Here is an 18,798-nt window from a genome sequence, read left to right on the forward strand (position 1 = left end):
CTTCCTTAAAAAATTTTAAAAATGTATTATATTTATCAATAATATGGGCAATATAAATATATTCTTAATATTTATTGATTTTTTAGGAGGGATTTTACTATGGCAGATAGTAACAATGACAATAAAAAAGTACAACGTTCAAGCGGTGGTGGCTTTGCACAATGGCTTGGAAGATTAGCTCTTACAGCTGTTATATTAGCTATAACTTCATTTTTGACACCTGGTTTTAGCATTAGAGGATTGTGGTCATTCCTGTTAGCAGCAGTTATTATAACAGTAGTAGATTATTTTGTTGAATCCTTTATGGGTGTTGATGCATCACCTTTTGGAAAAGGATTAAAAGGATTTGTAATTTCAGTTATAATAATATATTTAACTCAATTTTTAGTCCCTAACATGAGGGCATCAATATTAGGGGCAATATTAGCAGCTCTTGTTATTGGAATAATAGATGCAGTTATTCCAGGAAGGGCGATGTAGCAATTGTTAAAAGAAAGCTGTTACACTAAATATATGTAGTCAGAATTTAAAAAGAATACCAACTAACTTAATCAGAGTACAGAGGACAGAGTACGGAGTACAGTGAATGTTGATTTATCCTCCTCCCGTCAGATAAATCTAAAATTATATAAAAACACAGTATGATGCTTAGCCGACTGAATGAACGCAATAATGCATTATCTATAAATGGCATCAGCAATAAGTTTTAGACTTTCTGTAGCAAAGCGGAAGAAAATCATCCTTCACTGTACTTTGTGCTCTGTAATCTGTACTCTGGTTTAAGGTTCGCAATCTTTATAAATTATGGCTTATCAATTTTAGTGCAGCAGCCTTTTTTCTATGTTAAATCTACAAGTCTTGCATTTGGCACGTAATCCTCTACTATTTTTCGCGTAAGGTTAAACCAACTTTTACATTTGTCAAGTATTATTGAGTCAGAGGTTACAATTCTTCCCATATCACAAAGTATATTATCAGCATTTGGGACAAGATCAACACTTATATTGCAATTCCAGGAAATGGAGTGAAGGAGTATTCTTTCTTTAAGTCTGCCAGAATTTGAAACAGGGGAATCAAGAAAAAATTTGACATTTGTAGCTTTAAAATCGTCAAAAGCTTCACCTATTATTTCTAGAGCTCTATCTGTTTTATCTATTAGGTGATAGCTGCCTTGAATACCTGCAATATCTCTTACTGCTCCATCGTTTCCAACTACAAGTATACCACCTGAAAGGGCTACTTCAAGGGTTATTATGAGGTTAAAACCATCTATATAAATGTTATCATTTTTTATATTTTCACAGGAAATAATTTTTGAAATTCTTTTTTCTATATCTTTCTTTGAACCAGTAGAACGTTTCAATGCTTGACGCTGGCGAATAGAAAATTGATAATGTCCTCCAACAAAATTCATTATAGAATTTGTATTATAATTTCTATTGAGAAGCCAGAATATTTCCTCTTGAGCTTTCTTTAATCTTATGACTTCTTTTTCGGAGAACCATCTTGAATCCTGGAAATCAACTCCACGATTAGCTGTTCTCAATGAAAAATCGTTATCTTCATCCAATTTAAGACACCTCTTTGTCTTTTTCAAGTTCAATTATGGTCATTATGCTGTAATTTGCGAGATCCATAAGTGTGTCTATTATACTCTCATCCTTAACTTCAGCGTCGTTTTTTATAAGCTGCTTAAATCTTTGAAGTTTATCATCTAGTCTTATGGCGGACATTATTGGCCCATATTCATCAAAACCTTTACCAAAGCTATCACCATAGTCCTTATTTTTAGCAGCATAAAGCTTATTAAGTTTTTCACATATTTCCTTGTGTTTATCCACTTTATTCATATGTAAAACTCCTTTCCTTTAGCACTATTGCTATTTTAAAATATTATACAATAACTTTTTTCAATATGGTATAATAAATAATGAAATTTTAAAAAAATTTTTATAAGTTGGAGGAGACAGTGTGGATAGCGATTTTAAAACCTTTACTTCAAAAAATGATTATAAATATTTGATAGCTGATGTCATCCTAATTATACTTTCAATAACTGTAATTTTAAAAAATAAGCAGTCAAAGGTTGCAATGATTTTTATAGTAGTAGTAATTGTATATGTATTATATGATGTTAGCTGTACTATATATAGATATAGAATGGTAAAAAATAAAAGCTTGCCAGATTTGGAGATTAACTGTGAAAAGGTAGTTATATATAGTGGTTTCCCCATAAGAAAAACGGAAATTAGGTTTAGTGAAGTTGAAAGCATACTTGTTCCAAAATGGGATAAGCTTATAGAAATCAAATTAAAGAATAATACTAAAGCTAATATAAATTTAAGCACGTACAGCGAAAAGGATATAAAAGAAATAAAAAATGCATTTATCGAAATACAATCCACTGTTATTCTTAAGAATGTTGATGGAAAAGATAATGTTAAAACCTATCATAATGTAAATGGAAAATGTTACACAAAGTAACAATACTTCGTCACATACACTTATGCGGGGTTTGGGCGTAAGCCCATTATCCTTCTAGAATAATATAAAAGCACTTTTAATAATAAATCCTATAAATCTAAAGTGAAAAAATCATAAAGTCCTAAGATATTTCAATAACTTGCTGTGAAAATGTTCAAGCAGATTGAAATATCTAAGTATTTTATAATTTTTTACTAAGATTTATAGGATTTTTTTAAACTGTTCCTTCAGCATTGTTACTTTGCTTTTTTGCTTAAAATACTTTAAATTTTTATAAATTTGTATTATAATATTTATATCAATACGAATTATATTGTTTATTAATAAAAAAATGTTCGTAAAAGTTAAGGAGAATGTAGATTATGCTTGATAAAGAGATGGTTAGAAGAATATTTGTTATTAAGAAGGACGGCTTTGATGTTGAAGCAAAAGGAATTCTTAAAGACCTTAAAGAAAATTTGGGCATAGATGGACTTGAAAAAGTATCCGTGTTTAACAGATATGATGTGTCTGGCATAACTGATAAGGAGTATGAAGCTGCAAAAAAAATAGTATTTTCAGAAAGTACAGTAGATGAAGCTTATGATGAAAAAATAAATGTGGAAAAGAATGAAAAGATATTTGCAGTGGAATTTTTACCAGGACAATATGATCAAAGGGCAGACTCGGCAGCGCAGTGTATGCAGATACTTACAGGCAAGGAAAATGTGACAATAATTTCTGCGAGAGTAATAGTATTAAAAGGAAATGTAAGCGAAAGTGATTTTGAGAAAATAAAGAAATATTTAATTAATCCTGTAGATTCAAGAGAAGCATCCCTAGAAAAACCTTCTACATTAAAAGTTCAATATAATCTTCCAGATACTGTTGAAACAATTGAAAAATTTATGAATTTTAGTGAAAGCGAACTTGAAGCATTCTTAAAAGATAGAGGACTTGCAATGAGTCTTGATGATTTAAAGTTTACTCAAGAGTATTTCAAAAATATAGAAAAAAGAAATCCAACAATTACAGAAATAAAGGTTATAGATACGTATTGGTCAGATCATTGTAGACATACAACTTTCCAAACTAGATTAAATAATATAAAGTTTGAGGATGGAAAGTATACAAAGGTAGTTAAGGCTGCTTATGAAGATTATCTTGAAACAAGAAAAGAAGTTTATGGAGATAAAAAGAAAGAGTTATGCTTAATGGATATAGCTGTTATTGGCATGAAAGCTCTTAGAAAAAATGGATATCTTGATGACCTTGATGCATCTGATGAAATAAATGCCTGCAGCATTGTTGTTGATGCAGATATAAATGGTAAAGCTGAAAAATGGCTAGTTATGTTTAAAAATGAAACTCATAACCATCCAACAGAAATTGAGCCATTTGGTGGTGCTGCTACATGCCTTGGTGGGGCAATAAGAGATCCATTATCCGGAAGATCATATGTATATCAGGCTATGAGAGTTACAGGAAGTGGAGATCCTAGAACAAGAATAGAAGATACAACAAAGGGAAGACTTCCTCAAAAGAAAATAACTCTTGGGGCAGCTCATGGATACAGTTCTTATGGAAACCAAATAGGTCTTGCAACAGGGCAGGTTTCAGAATGTTATGATGAAGGCTTTATAGCAAAGAGAATGGAAGTTGGAGCTGTAATTGCTGCTGCACCTAAGGAAAATGTTGTAAGAGAAGAGCCAAAGCCTTCTGATGTAGTTGTTTTACTTGGTGGTAGAACTGGAAGAGATGGCTGCGGTGGAGCAACAGGTTCTTCAAAGGAACACACAGTAAGCTCACTTGAATCTTGTGGTGCTGAAGTTCAAAAGGGAAATGCGCCAACTGAAAGAAAACTTCAAAGATTATTTAGAAACAAAGCTGTAAGCACTATGATAAAAAGATGTAATGATTTTGGAGCTGGTGGAGTTTCTGTAGCTATTGGAGAACTTACAGATGGACTTGATATAAACCTAGATTTAGTTCCTAAAAAATATGAAGGTCTTGATGGAACAGAACTTGCAATTTCAGAATCTCAGGAAAGAATGGCAGTTGTAGTAACTAAAGAAAATGCTGAAAAGTTTGTAGAATATGCTGAAAAAGAAAACCTTGAAGCTGTAGTTGTGGCAAAGGTAACAGATAGTAAAAGACTTAAGCTTTTCTGGAAAGGAAATGCTATAGTTGATATTACAAGAGAATTCCTTGATACAAATGGTGTTAGGCAAAATACAGATGTATTTGTACAGGCGCCTTGCGAAAAGCAAAGCTATTTTGATAAGGAAGAAAATTCAATAGATATAAAGGAAAAATGGTTAAATACTCTTTCTGATTTAAATGTATGCAGTCAAAAAGGACTTTCTGAAAGATTCGACAGCACTATAGGAGCAGGAACAGTTTTAATGCCTTTTGGTGGAAAATATCAAGAAACACCTGCTGAAGGTATGGCAGCTAAACTTCCTGTACTTGAAGGGGATACTACAACAGGAAGCTTAATGACTTATGGATACAATCCTAAAATAGGAGAATGGAGTCCTTTCCACGGTGCCATGTTTGCTGTAGTTGAATCACTTACTAAAATTGTGTGTATGGGAGGAGATTACAAGAAATCAAGACTTACTTTCCAGGAGTATTTTGAAAGACTTAATAAAGATGAAGAAAAATGGGGAAAACCTTTTGCAGCACTTCTTGGTGCACTTTATGCTCAAAAAGAATTTAAAACTCCTGCAATTGGGGGAAAAGACAGTATGTCTGGAACTTTCATGGATTTAACTGTACCTCCAACTTTAGTTTCTTTTGCAGTTAATGTTTTAAATGTTAACAAGGTAATATCACCAGAATTCAAGAAAGTTGGAAATAGGGTAGTTTTAGTTAAAGCTTTAAGGGATGAAAATGAACTTCCTGTATTTGATAAACTTAAAGCAAATTTTGATAAGGTTCATGAACTTATGGAAAAAGGCTGTGTTCTTAGTGCTCAAAGTGTTAGAAATGGTGGTATTTGTGCAGCAGTAAGCAAAATGGCATTTGGTAATAGAATAGGCTTTAAATTAAATGAAGCTTCAAATGTAGATTTATTTACAGAAGATTATGGTTCAATAATACTTGAACTTTCTTCAGATTTAGATTTAAAAGAAGCTTTTGGAGAAACTAAGTATGTTGAACTTGGAACAACTGAAAGAGAATATGAAGTTGACCTTGGAAAAACTGTAATTGACTTAAAAGAAGCTTATGCAGCTTGGACAAATACTCTTGAAAAGATATTCCCTACAAAAGCTGAAGTAGAGGAAAGGATAGAAATAAATGTAGAGCCTAAGTATGATAATACAAAAGTAAGCATTTTAAACAAGATTGCAAAGCCAAAGGTATTTATACCCGTATTCCCTGGTACAAACTGCGAATATGATTCTAAAAAAGCTTTTGAAAAAGCTGGGGCAGAAGTCAGCACAGTTGTATTTAGAAACTTAAAGGAAAGTGATATTGAAGCTTCTATAGAGGAATTTGTAAAGGAAATAAAAAAATCTCAAATAATAATGCTTCCAGGTGGTTTTAGTGCTGGAGACGAACCAGATGGTTCTGGAAAGTTTATAGCAGCTGTATTTAGAAATGAAAGAATTAAAGATGAGGTTATGAAATTATTAAATGAACGTGACGGACTTATGCTAGGAATTTGTAATGGCTTCCAGGCACTTATAAAACTTGGTCTTGTTCCATACGGGGAGATAAGAGAAATAGATGATAAATGTCCTACTTTAACTTACAATACTATAGGAAGACATGTATCACAAATGGTATACACTAAAATTGTTTCAACAAAATCGCCTTGGTTCTCAAATGTAGAAAAAGGAGATATACATTGCATACCTGTTTCACATGGTGAAGGAAGGTTTGCTTGTAGCTTAGAACTTACGAAAAAGCTTATGGAAAGTGGTCAAGTTGCAACTCAATATGTTGATTTAGACGGAAACTTAAGTTATGATACTAAAATTAATCCTAATGGTTCTGTTTGCTCAATAGAAGGTATAACAAGTCCAGACGGAAGAATACTTGGGAAAATGGCCCATTCAGAAAGATTTTCAAGTAATACTTATAAAAATATATTTGGAAATCAAGATCAGAAGATATTTAAGAGCGGAGTAGAATACTTTAAATAAATTAAAAAATAGGGCTGTCGCACTAAATATAAAAAATTGCGAACTAACTAAAGTGAAGGGTTTTAACCTCACTTTGCTCGTTAAAACCCTTCACTATTATGATTGCTTCACAATTTTTTTAGTGTGACAGCCCCATTTTTTTATAGTATTACAAATATACCTTTATTACACTTTTGCAGAAATGGTGTATAATAATATAAATGTTTATGTTTTTACGTAAGAGGTTGATGGTATGAGTAAGTATAAAATACTTTTAGTTGAAGATGAAAAACAAATGGCAATGTTCATTGAGATGGAACTTGTTCACGAAGGTTATAATGTTGATACGGCGTATGATGGAAGAGAAGGACTTAAAAAGATTGAAAACGGAGAATATAGTTTAGTATTACTTGATATAATGCTTCCGGGTTTAAATGGTATGGAAATTTGTAAGAAGGTTAGGGAATTTTCAGATATACCTATTATAATGTTAACGGCTAGAGGAGATGTGGAGGATAAGGTAAAAGGGCTTGACACTGGAGCTGATGATTATCTTACTAAACCATTTGCGATTGAAGAACTGCTTGCAAGAATAAGAGTTATTAGAAGAAAAAATTCTCCTAAAACAAATAAAAATGAAATTAAGATTCGGGATATTGTAATGAATAGAGATACTCATGAAGTTACAAGAGCTGGCAAATTAATTGAGCTTACAAAAAAGGAATATGATCTTTTAGAAATTCTTTTAGTTAATAAAGATATAGTTTTAACTAGAGAACAGTTAATTGAAAAAATTTGGGGTTATGATTATATTGGTGGAGACAATGTTGTAGATGTATTTATAAGATATCTTCGCGGTAAAATAGATGATGGATATGAAGATAAGCTTATTACCACTGTAAGAGGAGTTGGCTATGTCATTAGGGGAGATAAAAAGTGAGATTAAATTTTATACGCAAAGCTAAAATATCTGTAAAAATAACTACTATTTACGCATTTACATTTTCATTTGTACTTTTAATATTGAGTGCAACTGTTCTCTATGGGATTAAGTACTATTTAAATAATCAAGCAACTAAGCAGGTAAATGACATTACAAATATTATTTTCCCTAAGTTAACATATAAGGCTGATTTAAAAGATAAAAATTTATTTTATGATGTACCAGCTAATGAAAATATGCATATAAGGATAATAGCTTCAGATGGTAAATTAATAAATGAGTCAAATAAATTTAATTATCAAGTAAAAATTAAAAAGCCTTACAACAAAGTACGCCACTTAGAAGAAAAGGATAAGCATCTTCAGTATAAAAATGTAGAATTTAAAAACAAAAGCTATGGAATAGTATTTTTACAAGTAGTTAAAAATATGGATAGCGAATATGACTTTTTAACGGTATTGTTTGTCTTTATGGCATTAGCAGATTTTGTTGGTATAGTTTTATCTGTTTTATTAGGATATATAACAAGCAGAAGAATGCTTAAGCCTATTGAAAACATAACAAAAACAGCAGAAGATATAAGTATTAACAATCTAAAAGAGCGCATAAACGCTGAAGGACCTAATGATGAACTTAAAAAACTTTCATGTACTTTAAATAATATGATTGATAGGCTTCAAGAATCCTTTGAAAAGCAAAATCAATTTGTATCAGATGCTTCTCATGAACTTAGAACTCCAATAGCGGTTATTCAAGGCTATGCGAATTTGCTTGATAGGTGGGGAAAAGATGATAGGGAAGCATTAGAAAAATCAATTAAAGCCATTAAATTAGAGACTGTAAATATGGCTGAATTAATTGAAAAGCTGCTTTTTCTTGCAAGAAATGACAACGGAATCTTAATGATGGAAAAAAATCAATTTAAGTTAAAACAGCTGATAGATGAAGTGGTGGAAGAAACTAAGGTAGCAGAAACAAAAAAAATAGCAATAACCAATGGTGAAAATGCAGATATTAAAGTTTTGGCAGATTACAGATTGTTAAAACAAATGCTCAGGATTTTTATTGATAATAGTATTAAGTTTACGCCACAATATGGGAAAATTGATATAAGCTCAGTAGTACAAGGAAATAACGTCAAGCTAATTGTAAGTGACAATGGGAGCGGTATACCGAAGAACGAAATTGGAAAGATATTTGATAGATTTTATACTGTAGATAAATCTAGATCGAGGGAGAGCAGCGGAACGGGGCTGGGTTTATCTATAGCTAAACATATAGCAGCTATGCATAATGGAACTATAGAGGTAGAAAGTAAAGATGGAATAGGCACAAAAATAATTGTAAATTTAAAGATATTATAAAGTGGATATACTTTTGTATGTTCGCTTTATTTTTTTCTTTAATTTTAATGTGATTTTAATCTTTTGGATTGATAATATACATCATAGTGAATTTGAGGTTAAATGATTGTAAGGAAATTTTATTATGGAGAAGGTGTTTATATGTATTTGACTATAAAAAGAAGAGTAAACAGTTTTGATAATTATATTCTATTTTTTATTAAAAATCATATTCAGAATAAATACTTAGATAAATTAATGCCGATGATAACGAATATGGGAAATTTAGGTGTCATTTGGATAGTTATGGCTGCTGCTTTAATATTAAATGAACCATATGAGTTAATAGGCTACATGGTAATACTAACGTTGATTATAAGTTCAATTGTTGGTGAGGGTATTATTAAGCATATAGTAAGACGTGCTAGGCCCTATAATAAGCAAACTAGCATTAAATTGTTGATTGCAAAGCCAATATCTTATTCTTTTCCTTCTGGACATACATTATCCTCATTTGCTGTTGCAGAAGTGTTATCAATGTATTTTGTTAAATATAAATTGATATTTATGGCCATTGCATGTTTGATTGCATTGTCCAGAGTGTATTTGTTTGTGCACTATCCAACGGATGTTATAGCAGGGATTATACTTGGAGTATTATTTTCAAAAATAATTTTTGTAGTTCTACAAGATAATGGATATATGCAAAGATTTATTGCTCTATATAATAATATATTTTAGAAAGGATGTAAAAAATGAATATGACAATTTTTAGATTTATAAATAATATGGCAGGTAAAAATCATGCTTTAGATTTGACAATGATATTTTTTTCAAAATACGTACCCTATATATTTATGCTTGCTATTGTATTCGTATTTATTACTGGAATTAAAAATAATAGCTTGAATTATAGAAAAGCAGCTATTAGCACTTTAATTATTACTATAATTAATTTAATTATAAACTTTATAATTGGTGGAATATATTACGTTGATAGGCCATTTGTTCATAATAAAGTGAATTTATTATTTCCGCATGTAAAAGATGCATCGTTTCCTAGCGATCATGCGGCAGGCACAATGAGTATAGCTCTTGGGTTAAAGGGATATAGCAAAGCTTTTAGAATTATATTTATTGTATTATCGTTTATAGTTGGATTTTCAAGGGTGTATGTTGGACAGCATTATCCTTCAGATGTTATAGGGGCATATATAATTGTTTTTGTATCAACATATATTTATAATTTTAAATTGAAAGATAAAGTTGAAGAATTGTATGGCAAAATTGAAAGTAAGTTAATGGTGAGTTTTGGTAGCAAGTTATTGGAGAAAATAAGAAACAGTTAATGAAGTAAGGAAAGCTAAAATGGATTCCCCTAAGAATTCACATATTTTAAATATTATCCTTCTATAAATAGATAATGTGTGCCTAAAAATTATGCTCAAACCTCTGATATGAGTATATTCTTTTCCTAAATTATTTGTGTTATTTTGAAGAGTGGCTGTTTAGGGTTATAGAAGGATAATGGGCCTTAGGCCCAAAACCCCGCGTAGGATTATACTCTCCATATATCTCTGGCGTATTTTCTGATGGTGTTGTCACTTGAAAATGCTCCTGAATGAGCTATATTAATAATGGACATCTCACGCCATTTGCTTTGATTTTTATAAAGTTCATTTATTTTATTTTGAGCATCTATATAGGAAGCAAAATCTTTAAGAACGAAGAATTGATCATTATTTGCAATAAGATATTTGTGTATATCTGAGAATTCAGAAGTAGGTACTCCTAAGGATCCATTTACCAAACTGTCAAGTATTTTCTTGAGTCTTGGATCTTTATTGTAGTACTCTGTTGAATTATAATTTTTCTTCTTCTCATATTCCATAACCTCATCTTTTCTCATGCCGAATATAACTATATTGTCATCACCAACTTGATCACGTATTTCAACATTTGCACCATCAAGAGTTGCAATGGTAATAGCTCCATTCATCATAAGTTTCATATTTCCAGTTCCAGAAGCTTCTTTAGTTGTGGTAGATATTTGCTCGCTTACGTCAGCAGCTGGTATTATTTTTTCAGCTAGAGATACAGAATAATTCTCCAAGAATATGACTTTGATTTTGCCATTTACTGCAGGGTCATTGTCCACAAGGTCAGCAACTGTATTAATAAGCTTTATTGTCTGTTTTGCAAGATAATATCCAGGAGCAGCCTTTGCACCAAAGAAAAATGTTCTTGGGACAATATCTAGATTAGGATTATCTTTGAGCCTATAGTAAAGATCAAGTATATTAAATACATTTAAAAGCTGCCTTTTGTATGCGTGGAGTCTTTTTACCTGTACATCAAAAATAGAATTAGGATCTATGGTAATATTGTGTTTGCTTTTAAAGTAATTTGCAAATTGAATTTTATTAGCTTGTTTTACTTCATAAATTTTATCCTGAAAATTTTTGTTTTTTGAATATGAAAGAAGGTTAATAAGTTTTATTGGTTCCTTTATCCAATTTTGACCTATATTTTTTGTTATTAAATTTGCAAGTTTAGGATTTGACTGTAAAAGCCATCTTCTATGAGTGATTCCATTGGTCTTATTATTAAACTTTTGAGGAAAGAAGTTATAGAACTTTGAAAGTTCTCTTTCTTTTAATATTTCAGTGTGCAGTTTTGCAACTCCATTTACAGAATGACTTCCTACAATGGCAAGGTAAGCCATTTTTACATAACCATCGCATATAATAGCCATATCATGTACTATATTTAAGTCATCATATTTAGCATAAACATCTTTACAAAATCTTTCGTTTATTTCATTAATTATCATAAAAATTCTAGGAAGTAATTTTTTGAAAATACTAGTAGGCCATTTTTCAAGCGCTTCAGTGAGAATAGTGTGATTTGTGTAAGACATTATATTTGTAGTTATTCTCCAAGCTTCATCCCAGTCTAGCATTTCATCATCTACAAGTATTCTCATAAGCTCAGCTACTGCGACTGCAGGATGAGTATCATTTATTTGAATTTGAATGTATTCATCCAGTTTATTTATAGGCTTATGCATTTTTTTATAAGTTCTTATTATACTTTGTAGTCCTGCACTTACAAAAAAGTACTGCTGCTTTAGTCTAAGTATCTTTCCTTCAAGTCTTGTGTCATCAGGATAAAGTACTTGGGATATTGATTGAACAGAATATTTATGTTCAACTGCTTTGGTATATTCGCCTCTGCTGAAGGAGTCAAAATCAAAATCTTTATCAAGTGTTTCTGCACTCCATAATCTAAGTGTATTTACAGTATCATTTTTATATCCTACTATTGGAGTATCATAAGGAACAGCTAGAACAGGTTCAAAATTTTCATGCCTAAAAGTTAATCTATCATTCTCTAAAACAGGTGTAACTTCTCCTCCAAATTTTACAACCACTGCTTTATCTTCTCTTCTAACTTCCCATACATTTCCATTTTTTAGCCAATTATCAGGTATTTCAACTTGATATCCATTAACTATTTTCTGTTCAAAAAGTCCATAATCATATCTTATTCCACAGCCGTGACCTGGTATTCCTACAGAAGCCATTGAGTCTAAGAAACAAGCAGCAAGTCTTCCAAGTCCACCATTTCCAAGTCCAGCATCATGCTCAACTTCTAAAAGTTCATCTAAATTAATGCCAAGCTCTGCTAGAGCCTCCTTGCACATATCTTTTATTCCTAAATTTAAAAGGTTACTTCCAAGTAATCTTCCTATTAAAAATTCCATTGAAAAGTAGTAAACCTGTTTTTTCTCCTTGCGGCTATATCTATAATTACTATTCATCCATTTTTCAGAACTATAATCTTTTACTAAAGAACTAATAGCATAATATTTGTGAAAATCCGAAGCACTGGAAATATCTTCGGCATATAGAGCAGTAAGCTTCCTTTTAAAATCCTTCTTTAAGGTTTCCTTATCGATTTGCATATAAAATTACCTCCTTTAATCATAAATCCCCTTTGAATTTGAAGTGTAAAATGTAAGAAAAGATTAATTATTGATAATAGTTAAAATTATTTAAGTTTTTAAATAACTTATGATGTAATATTACAACTTTTGAGAATTTTAGTCAATGAAGTTTATCGAAGTATATAATACCTATATTTGTATTATATTTAATAAGTGGGAATACCAGAACCTGTCTGTATTATATTAAAGAAATGGGCTGTCGCGCTAAGAATTAATTCAATTGTAATATCTATATTTAGTGCAACAACCCCTTTAGCATAGTTTTACTAGAAATGAATTTTAACTAAAAAGGATTGTGCTACATCTTTTGAACGTTTGATGCTTGTAGTCCCTTTGAACCTTTTACAACATCATATTTTACTTCTTCACCTTGATCTAAGGTTTTTTTAGGGCCATTTTCTTTTATGGATGAATAATGAACAAATACATCATCTTCTCCTTCAGAAGAAATAAATCCATAACCTTTTTCAGGATCAAACCATTTTACTGTTCCTATTTTCATTCTATACCTCCATTAAATTTAAAGATATACTTAGTATTAGCAAAAATGATTAAATTAATGTAAAATAATCTTAAGCAGAGTAGAGAGTAAAGAGTAGAGAGTAGAGTGATGGTTGATTTTTCTCCGTTATGCTTGGAAAAATCTAAATTTAATGCTTGCGCATGCCGTAAAAGATAGTGATCAGCGCAGCTGACAATATATAAGTTCAAAGATTTACCTGAGAGAAACGAAAGGTAAATCAACGCTTACTGTACTCTCTACTCTAAGATTTTTAAAATTACCTGTGAAATTATAGTATTTGTAATTTTAATATTTCAGGGACTACATTTAAAAGAAGGGTGGTGTTAGGTTGAAAATTGGATTGGCACAAATGGATATTGCTTGGGAAAATAAAGAGGAAACTAAAAAAAGGTGCATTAAATTTTTTGAAAAAGCATTAAAAGAAAAGGTAGATTTATTGATTTTTCCAGAAATGACGCTTACGGGGTTTTCTATGAATGTAAATAAAATTGGCCAGAAGAATTTGGAAACTGTAAAATGGTTCTCTGAAAAGTCAAAGGAATATAATATATGTGCGGGTTTTGGCTTTGTAGATATTAAGAATAACATGGGTAAAAATAATTTTTCAGTATGCACTCCTGATATAGGTGAAATATCAAGGTATACAAAAATTCATCCATTTTCATATGGAGAAGAAGATAAGTATTATATAAAAGGAGAAGAAATTAAATATTTTAATATAAATGATATAAATTTTTCTACATTTATATGTTATGATTTGCGCTTTCCGGAAATATTTACGGCAGCTTCTAAAAAGGCTGAAGTTATATTAGTAATTGCAAATTGGCCAGAGTCTAGGAGAGAACATTGGATAACACTTTTAAAAGCAAGAGCTATTGAAAATCAATGTTACATTGCTGCAGTAAACAGAGTTGGAGAAGGAGATGGGCTATATTATTCTGGTGATTCTATGGTTATAGATCCATATGGAAAGGTAATTTGCACCTGCAAAGATGAGGAAAAGCTTCTTACAGCTGATATTGATAAAGAAGAAGTTAGAAAGTGTAGAGAAAAGTTTAGATTTAAACAGGATAGAAGGGAAGAGCTGTATAAAAGGCTATTTTAGAGATGGACAACATGGAAGATTAAAACGGCTAATACACAATTCATGCTGACAAACTGGAATTTAGCTCAATGCACAATTCACAGTTCACAATGCACAATGAAGGTAGATTTACCTTTCGTTATTCTCAGGTAAATCTTAGAACTTAATAGTGTCAGCTACGCTGAGCACTATATTTTAAGCGCTTTGCGTGCATTAAGTTTAAGATTTTTTGTAGCGACAGCGGAGAAAAATCATCCTTCACTGTACTCTGTCCTCTGTACTTTGTACTCTGAGTTAAATTCCATTTTGTCTATCTATAGCCGAGGGTTATTTAAATTCCGTTAAGTATTTCCAATAGCGCTTTGGCATATGTGTCATTCTACATTTAGGATTATGGCGACCTTCAATTTCTACGGTGTTATAATAAAGTTTCCACAGCTTTCTAAAATGTTTTTCTTCCTCATTAGGTTCATTAAATTCCATATTTTCTATCGGAATGATAGAAGCCTTATAAGGTTCATATAAAAGTAGCATACTGTGATTTTTATCATAAATTAAGAAATTCTCTTCAGGATATCTTTCACAAAAATGTTGCTTTAAAAGGGGAAGAACATAATTTTGGGGCTCTATTTCTGCTGCAAGACCGCCATTAAAACTGGAAAAACGCACAAAGCCCTTTAAAAGATGACTTTCATTTTTTAAATGCTTAACAGCTTTAAAAAGTGTATTTACAACATCATTGGAAAGCATATTCATAACGGACGGTCCAAAACTATAGCCCATATGCAAAAACATTAAAATATAAAGCTCTTTTTTAGGAAGACAGGTTAAAAAAGAATACTGTATAAATTCTAAAGCTGAATTTCCTATTTTTTTTGGTATGGAGATTAAAACACGGTTTGATTTCTTTGCATCTGTTAATATTTTTTTGGTAGGAAAAAAGCTTACCTGGTGCTCATCTATAAGAGCAATATCTGATGGTATTTCTTTTTTTTCATAGCTTTCAAAAACGCAGCAAAGTAAACCTTCAAAGCTTCCGTCATATTCATAAATTAAATTTGACCTGTTAAGCATTTTCTTATATCCTCCTGTAAAAGCAAACTGTTATCGAAAAATGAAAGCTGCTTTGGCGCTTCTTCTGGCGGTAAATTATTTCTAAACATATCTAAGGTTTTGTCTGACATTAAAGAACGCAGAACAGAATCCTCGTTTATTTTAACACCGTAGGAGAGTTTGCCACTGCAGGTTATAAAATATTGGGCGCGCTTAAGTACAACTCCAAGCTTCTTAAGATCAGAAAAATCTAGTTTGACTGCTTTTCTTGTGGTTATAATTCGTTTTGCACTGTTTACTCCTATACCTGGAACTCTAAGGAGAGCTTTATATGAGGCTGAATTTACATCTACAGGGAAGAGCTCCATGTGATTTAGTGCCCAATTACATTTTGGATCTATATATGGATTAAAACTTTGATTATTATCATCTAAAAGTTCACTTGCCTTAAAACCATAAAATCTAAGAAGCCAATCTGCCTGATAAAGACGGTGTTCCCTTAAAAGAGGAGGTTTTGTATGTATTTCTGGGAGAAGGGAATTTTCATTTACAGGCATATAAGCTGAAAAAAATACACGTTTTAATTTATATGTATTATAAAGGCTTTCAGCTAAATTTAAAATTTGAAAATCTGTATCCGGAGTAGCACCTACAATCATTTGAGTGCTTTGACCAGCAGAAACAAATTTTGGAGCATGTTTATAAACTACTATATCTTTAGAATTTTCTTTTATGCGATTTTTAATGTAACTCATAGGCTTTAAAATTGAGTTTTTTGATTTATCTGGTGCAAGAAGCTTTAAACTTTTTTGGGAGGGAAGCTCTATATTTACACTCATACGATCGGCAAGCAGCCCAAGTTCATCTATAAGCTTGCTGTCTGCTCCAGGAATGGCCTTTGCATGAATATATCCAGCGAATTTATATTCATGTCTTAAAATTCTTAATGTTTTGATCATATTTTCACAAGTGTAATCTGGATTTTTTATTACGCTGGAGCTTAAGAAAAGTCCTTCAATATAATTTCTTCTATAAAAATTCATGGTTAAGTCTGCTAGTTCACGTGGAGTAAAGGACGCACGTCTTATATCATTTGAGATTCTGTTTACGCAGTATTTACAATCATAAATGCAGGCATTAGTCATTAATATTTTAAGGAGAGAAATACACCTTCCATCACCAGCAAAACTATGACATATCCCACAAGCTTCAGCACTTCCAATGCCGCCTTTGCTTGCTTTTCTACTAGCTCCACTAGAGGTGCATGCAGCATCATATTTTGCAGCATCTGTTAAAATTTTAAGTTTATCAAAAACATCCATGTAAAACATCTCCCGTAATTCTTGTATATAGATAAATAAGCTGAAATATTTAAATTGATAATATTAATTTAGCTCAATAAACTGGAATTAGAGTAGAGAGTAAAGAGTAGAGTGAAGGATGATTTTCTGCTTTTGCAGAAAATCTTAAACTTAATGCTGACGATAGTTTTTAAACTGTATATTTATTTTGCTCAACTCTTTGCTTTTAATCTTTCTAAAATACCTATATAATTTCAAGTATTTATAGTTATAAACGAACTTACGTTCTCAATATTTTGATTATATCATAGAACATGCGTTCGTGTAAATAAAAATTAGGAAATAAATGAAGAGGTAGGTCTTATTGTAAAAATAAGAATATTATTTGCTTTCGAAATTTAATTTAAGTATTATATACATTATATTTTATTTCAAGAAGTGAGCAAGAGAGGAGCAGGTGCATTATGAAAATTATTGAGACAGAAAGATTGTATCTGAGGAAATTAATAATTGATGATAAAAAAGATTTAATGAAAGTTCTTTCTAACCTTGAATCTATGAAATTCTATCCACATCCGTTCAGTGAGAAAGAGGTGGAAAGCTGGATTCAATGGAATATTGAAAACTATAAAAAATATAAACATGGACTATGGGCTGTAATATTAAAAGAGGGTGAGATACTTATTGGGGATTGTGGCATAACGATGCAAAATATTGGTGATGAAACTATACCAGAAATCGGTTTTCATATTATTAAAGAATATTGTAATAAGGGATTTGCAACGGAGGCCGCTCTTGTTTGTAAGGAATATGCATTTAAAGTTTTAAATTATCATGAAGTATTTTCATATACCACAGTACGAAATATTCCATCACAAAAAGTTGCTGAGAAGATTGGCATGCATGTTTACAAATATTTTGAAAAGAATGGTGAAAAACAAATTGTTCAAGTTGCAAATAAAGATTAGTTTGTAATCTTTTTATGAAGGCTTTGGCATGTCCTATGCCGAATATTTGAATATTAGTGATTATGTAGTGTATTATTAAATAAATGGACAATTGTAAAATATTGTGTATTAATAAGGAGGTATGAACTTGGGAAATTTATTGGGTTGTATTTGTTATTCATTTTTGGTTATTGTGTTTTTTATTGATTATCTTAAAAACAAAAAAATGTACACGCTTTTGGCAGCGATATTTATATCCATAGTTTTATTTTTTGAAACGCCATTGGCAAGCGGTATTAGTAAAATTGCTAAAAATACATTAACAGTGATAATGTTAATACTTATGGCTACTACTGTGTATTTAATTGTAAAAGAATATAAAGAATATAAAGAAAAGAAAAAGTAAACATGCACGGGGTTTGGGCGTTTAGCCCATTATCCTTCTATACCATAAGCAAGTACTCGCTTAAAATTATCACTTAATATAAAGAAAAGAAAAAGTAAACATGCACTGGGTTTGGGCTAATATACATATATGCACAATGCAAGTTAAAGAAGGATAATGGGATTATATCCCAAACCCCGTATATGATCGTTATCCTTCTATACCTCAAGCAAGTACTCGCTTAAAATTATCACTTAATATAAAGAAAAGAAAATTTTCAGTGGCCTCAAAAATTCCTCCGTACCTACGGAATTTTAGGTGTGCATGGTGGTAAAGTAGTATCGGGTGAAACAAGTTTACAGGATTCTATAAGAGAACTAAAAGAGGAAATAGGTACTTGCATTAATCCTAATTACACCAAATGATTAAAGAAAAAAGTTTTTATAGATACAGTAATGAATACTTTAAATGCTTATCCAAGTATCTTAATCTGTTATTATAATTTTGATTCACAATCTTCATTAATTGAGCAATATCAAATGGGGCTGTCGCACTAAATATATTAAGTCATAATTTATAAAAATTGTGAAGCAATAACTAATTTTTTTCGCCTA

General features: G+C 31.0%; 16 protein-coding genes. 10 read left to right on the forward strand and 6 right to left on the reverse strand.

The genetic code is table 11. The annotated features are described in order from the left end of the window. Positions 1-99: 99 nt before the first annotated feature. Complete coding sequence (locus LQK79_RS04230; protein ID WP_053242808.1) at positions 100-480, forward strand: phage holin family protein; 381 nt, start codon at positions 100-102, stop codon at positions 478-480. Positions 481-838: 358 nt separating this feature from the next. On the opposite strand, the gene LQK79_RS04235 is transcribed toward LQK79_RS04230, so the two are convergent. Together LQK79_RS04235 and LQK79_RS04240 are read right to left on the reverse strand one after the other, a co-directional pair. Next, complete coding sequence (locus tag LQK79_RS04235; RefSeq protein WP_231015673.1) at positions 839-1,570, reverse strand: DUF434 domain-containing protein; 732 nt, start codon at positions 1,568-1,570, stop codon at positions 839-841. A 1-nt stretch (position 1,571) separates the two neighbouring features. Then, the gene (locus LQK79_RS04240) at positions 1,572-1,850 is read right to left on the reverse strand and encodes a DUF1599 domain-containing protein (protein WP_053242810.1); all 279 of its coding nucleotides are present in this window, start codon (positions 1,848-1,850) and stop codon (positions 1,572-1,574) included. A gap of 121 nt (positions 1,851-1,971) precedes the next feature. On the opposite strand from LQK79_RS04240, the gene LQK79_RS04245 reads away from it, so the two are divergent. The 6 genes from LQK79_RS04245 to LQK79_RS04270 all read left to right on the forward strand — a co-directional run bounded on the left by LQK79_RS04245 (position 1,972) and on the right by LQK79_RS04270 (position 10,231). Further along, complete coding sequence (locus LQK79_RS04245; protein ID WP_231015674.1) at positions 1,972-2,484, forward strand: hypothetical protein; 513 nt, start codon at positions 1,972-1,974, stop codon at positions 2,482-2,484. A 377-nt stretch (positions 2,485-2,861) separates the two neighbouring features. Further along, on the forward strand, positions 2,862-6,617 hold the full coding sequence (locus LQK79_RS04250; protein ID WP_231015683.1) for a phosphoribosylformylglycinamidine synthase: 3,756 nt from the start codon (positions 2,862-2,864) through the stop codon (positions 6,615-6,617). 232 nt (positions 6,618-6,849) lie between these two features. Continuing rightward, complete coding sequence (locus LQK79_RS04255) at positions 6,850-7,536, forward strand: response regulator transcription factor (RefSeq protein WP_053242812.1); 687 nt, start codon at positions 6,850-6,852, stop codon at positions 7,534-7,536. Then, a complete protein-coding gene (locus LQK79_RS04260; RefSeq protein WP_053242813.1) occupies positions 7,533-8,903 on the forward strand; it encodes a sensor histidine kinase in 1,371 nt (456 codons plus the stop codon). Before LQK79_RS04255 ends, LQK79_RS04260 begins: the two co-directional genes overlap by 4 nt. 141 nt (positions 8,904-9,044) lie before the next feature. Beyond that, positions 9,045-9,623 (forward strand): phosphatase PAP2 family protein, encoded by a 579-nt coding sequence (locus LQK79_RS04265; protein ID WP_053243347.1) that lies wholly within the window; start codon positions 9,045-9,047, stop codon positions 9,621-9,623. Between the two features lie 14 nt (positions 9,624-9,637). Continuing rightward, positions 9,638-10,231, forward strand: coding sequence for a phosphatase PAP2 family protein (locus LQK79_RS04270; protein ID WP_053242814.1), 594 nt, complete (start codon positions 9,638-9,640; stop codon positions 10,229-10,231). A gap of 209 nt (positions 10,232-10,440) precedes the next feature. On the opposite strand, the gene LQK79_RS04275 is transcribed toward LQK79_RS04270, so the two are convergent. Then, a complete protein-coding gene (locus LQK79_RS04275; protein WP_231015675.1) occupies positions 10,441-12,849 on the reverse strand; it encodes a glycogen/starch/alpha-glucan phosphorylase in 2,409 nt (802 codons plus the stop codon). A 340-nt stretch (positions 12,850-13,189) separates the two neighbouring features. Further along, the gene (locus tag LQK79_RS04280) at positions 13,190-13,393 is read right to left on the reverse strand and encodes a cold-shock protein (RefSeq protein ID WP_231015676.1); all 204 of its coding nucleotides are present in this window, start codon (positions 13,391-13,393) and stop codon (positions 13,190-13,192) included. A gap of 349 nt (positions 13,394-13,742) precedes the next feature. Between LQK79_RS04280 and LQK79_RS04285 the strand changes: the two genes are divergently transcribed. Continuing rightward, entirely contained in the window at positions 13,743-14,519 is a 777-nt protein-coding gene (locus tag LQK79_RS04285) for a carbon-nitrogen family hydrolase (protein WP_053242815.1), read from the forward strand. Between the two features lie 306 nt (positions 14,520-14,825). Here the strand turns inward: LQK79_RS04285 and LQK79_RS04290 are convergent, their stop codons facing one another. Together LQK79_RS04290 and LQK79_RS04295 are read right to left on the reverse strand one after the other, a co-directional pair. Then, positions 14,826-15,572 (reverse strand): TIGR03915 family putative DNA repair protein, encoded by a 747-nt coding sequence (locus LQK79_RS04290; protein ID WP_231015677.1) that lies wholly within the window; start codon positions 15,570-15,572, stop codon positions 14,826-14,828. Beyond that, positions 15,551-16,873 carry a putative DNA modification/repair radical SAM protein gene (locus tag LQK79_RS04295; protein ID WP_053243550.1) on the reverse strand — a complete coding sequence of 441 codons (1,323 nt, stop codon included), beginning with the start codon at positions 16,871-16,873 and terminating at the stop codon, positions 15,551-15,553. The genes LQK79_RS04290 and LQK79_RS04295 overlap by 22 nt, the downstream gene beginning before the upstream one ends. A gap of 443 nt (positions 16,874-17,316) precedes the next feature. On the opposite strand from LQK79_RS04295, the gene LQK79_RS04300 reads away from it, so the two are divergent. Together LQK79_RS04300 and LQK79_RS04305 are read left to right on the forward strand one after the other, a co-directional pair. Next, on the forward strand, positions 17,317-17,820 hold the full coding sequence (locus LQK79_RS04300) for a GNAT family N-acetyltransferase (RefSeq protein WP_053243551.1): 504 nt from the start codon (positions 17,317-17,319) through the stop codon (positions 17,818-17,820). A 127-nt stretch (positions 17,821-17,947) separates the two neighbouring features. Further along, complete coding sequence (locus LQK79_RS04305) at positions 17,948-18,205, forward strand: hypothetical protein (protein WP_053243552.1); 258 nt, start codon at positions 17,948-17,950, stop codon at positions 18,203-18,205. The last annotated feature ends 593 nt before the right edge of the window (positions 18,206-18,798 follow it).

The sequence above is a fragment of the Clostridium guangxiense genome, assembly GCF_021043395.1.
Lineage (GTDB): Bacteria > Bacillota > Clostridia > Clostridiales > Clostridiaceae > Clostridium_S > Clostridium_S guangxiense.

What these genes read in the sequence shown, in the direction of transcription:
- LQK79_RS04275 (WP_231015675.1), bottom strand. Translation starts at nt 12,849, where the DNA reads ATGCAAATCGATAAGGAAACCTTAAAGAAGGATTTTAAAAGGAAGCTT.
- LQK79_RS04295 (WP_053243550.1), bottom strand. Translation starts at nt 16,873, where the DNA reads ATGGATGTTTTTGATAAACTTAAAATTTTAACAGATGCTGCAAAATAT.
- LQK79_RS04300 (WP_053243551.1), top strand. Translation starts at nt 17,317, where the DNA reads ATGAAAATTATTGAGACAGAAAGATTGTATCTGAGGAAATTAATAATT.
- LQK79_RS04230 (WP_053242808.1), top strand. Translation starts at nt 100, where the DNA reads ATGGCAGATAGTAACAATGACAATAAAAAAGTACAACGTTCAAGCGGT.
- LQK79_RS04290 (WP_231015677.1), bottom strand. Translation starts at nt 15,572, where the DNA reads ATGCTTAACAGGTCAAATTTAATTTATGAATATGACGGAAGCTTTGAA.
- LQK79_RS04255 (WP_053242812.1), top strand. Translation starts at nt 6,850, where the DNA reads ATGAGTAAGTATAAAATACTTTTAGTTGAAGATGAAAAACAAATGGCA.
- LQK79_RS04250 (WP_231015683.1), top strand. Translation starts at nt 2,862, where the DNA reads ATGGTTAGAAGAATATTTGTTATTAAGAAGGACGGCTTTGATGTTGAA.
- LQK79_RS04240 (WP_053242810.1), bottom strand. Translation starts at nt 1,850, where the DNA reads ATGAATAAAGTGGATAAACACAAGGAAATATGTGAAAAACTTAATAAG.
- LQK79_RS04280 (WP_231015676.1), bottom strand. Translation starts at nt 13,393, where the DNA reads ATGAAAATAGGAACAGTAAAATGGTTTGATCCTGAAAAAGGTTATGGA.
- LQK79_RS04265 (WP_053243347.1), top strand. Translation starts at nt 9,045, where the DNA reads ATGTATTTGACTATAAAAAGAAGAGTAAACAGTTTTGATAATTATATT.
- LQK79_RS04270 (WP_053242814.1), top strand. Translation starts at nt 9,638, where the DNA reads ATGAATATGACAATTTTTAGATTTATAAATAATATGGCAGGTAAAAAT.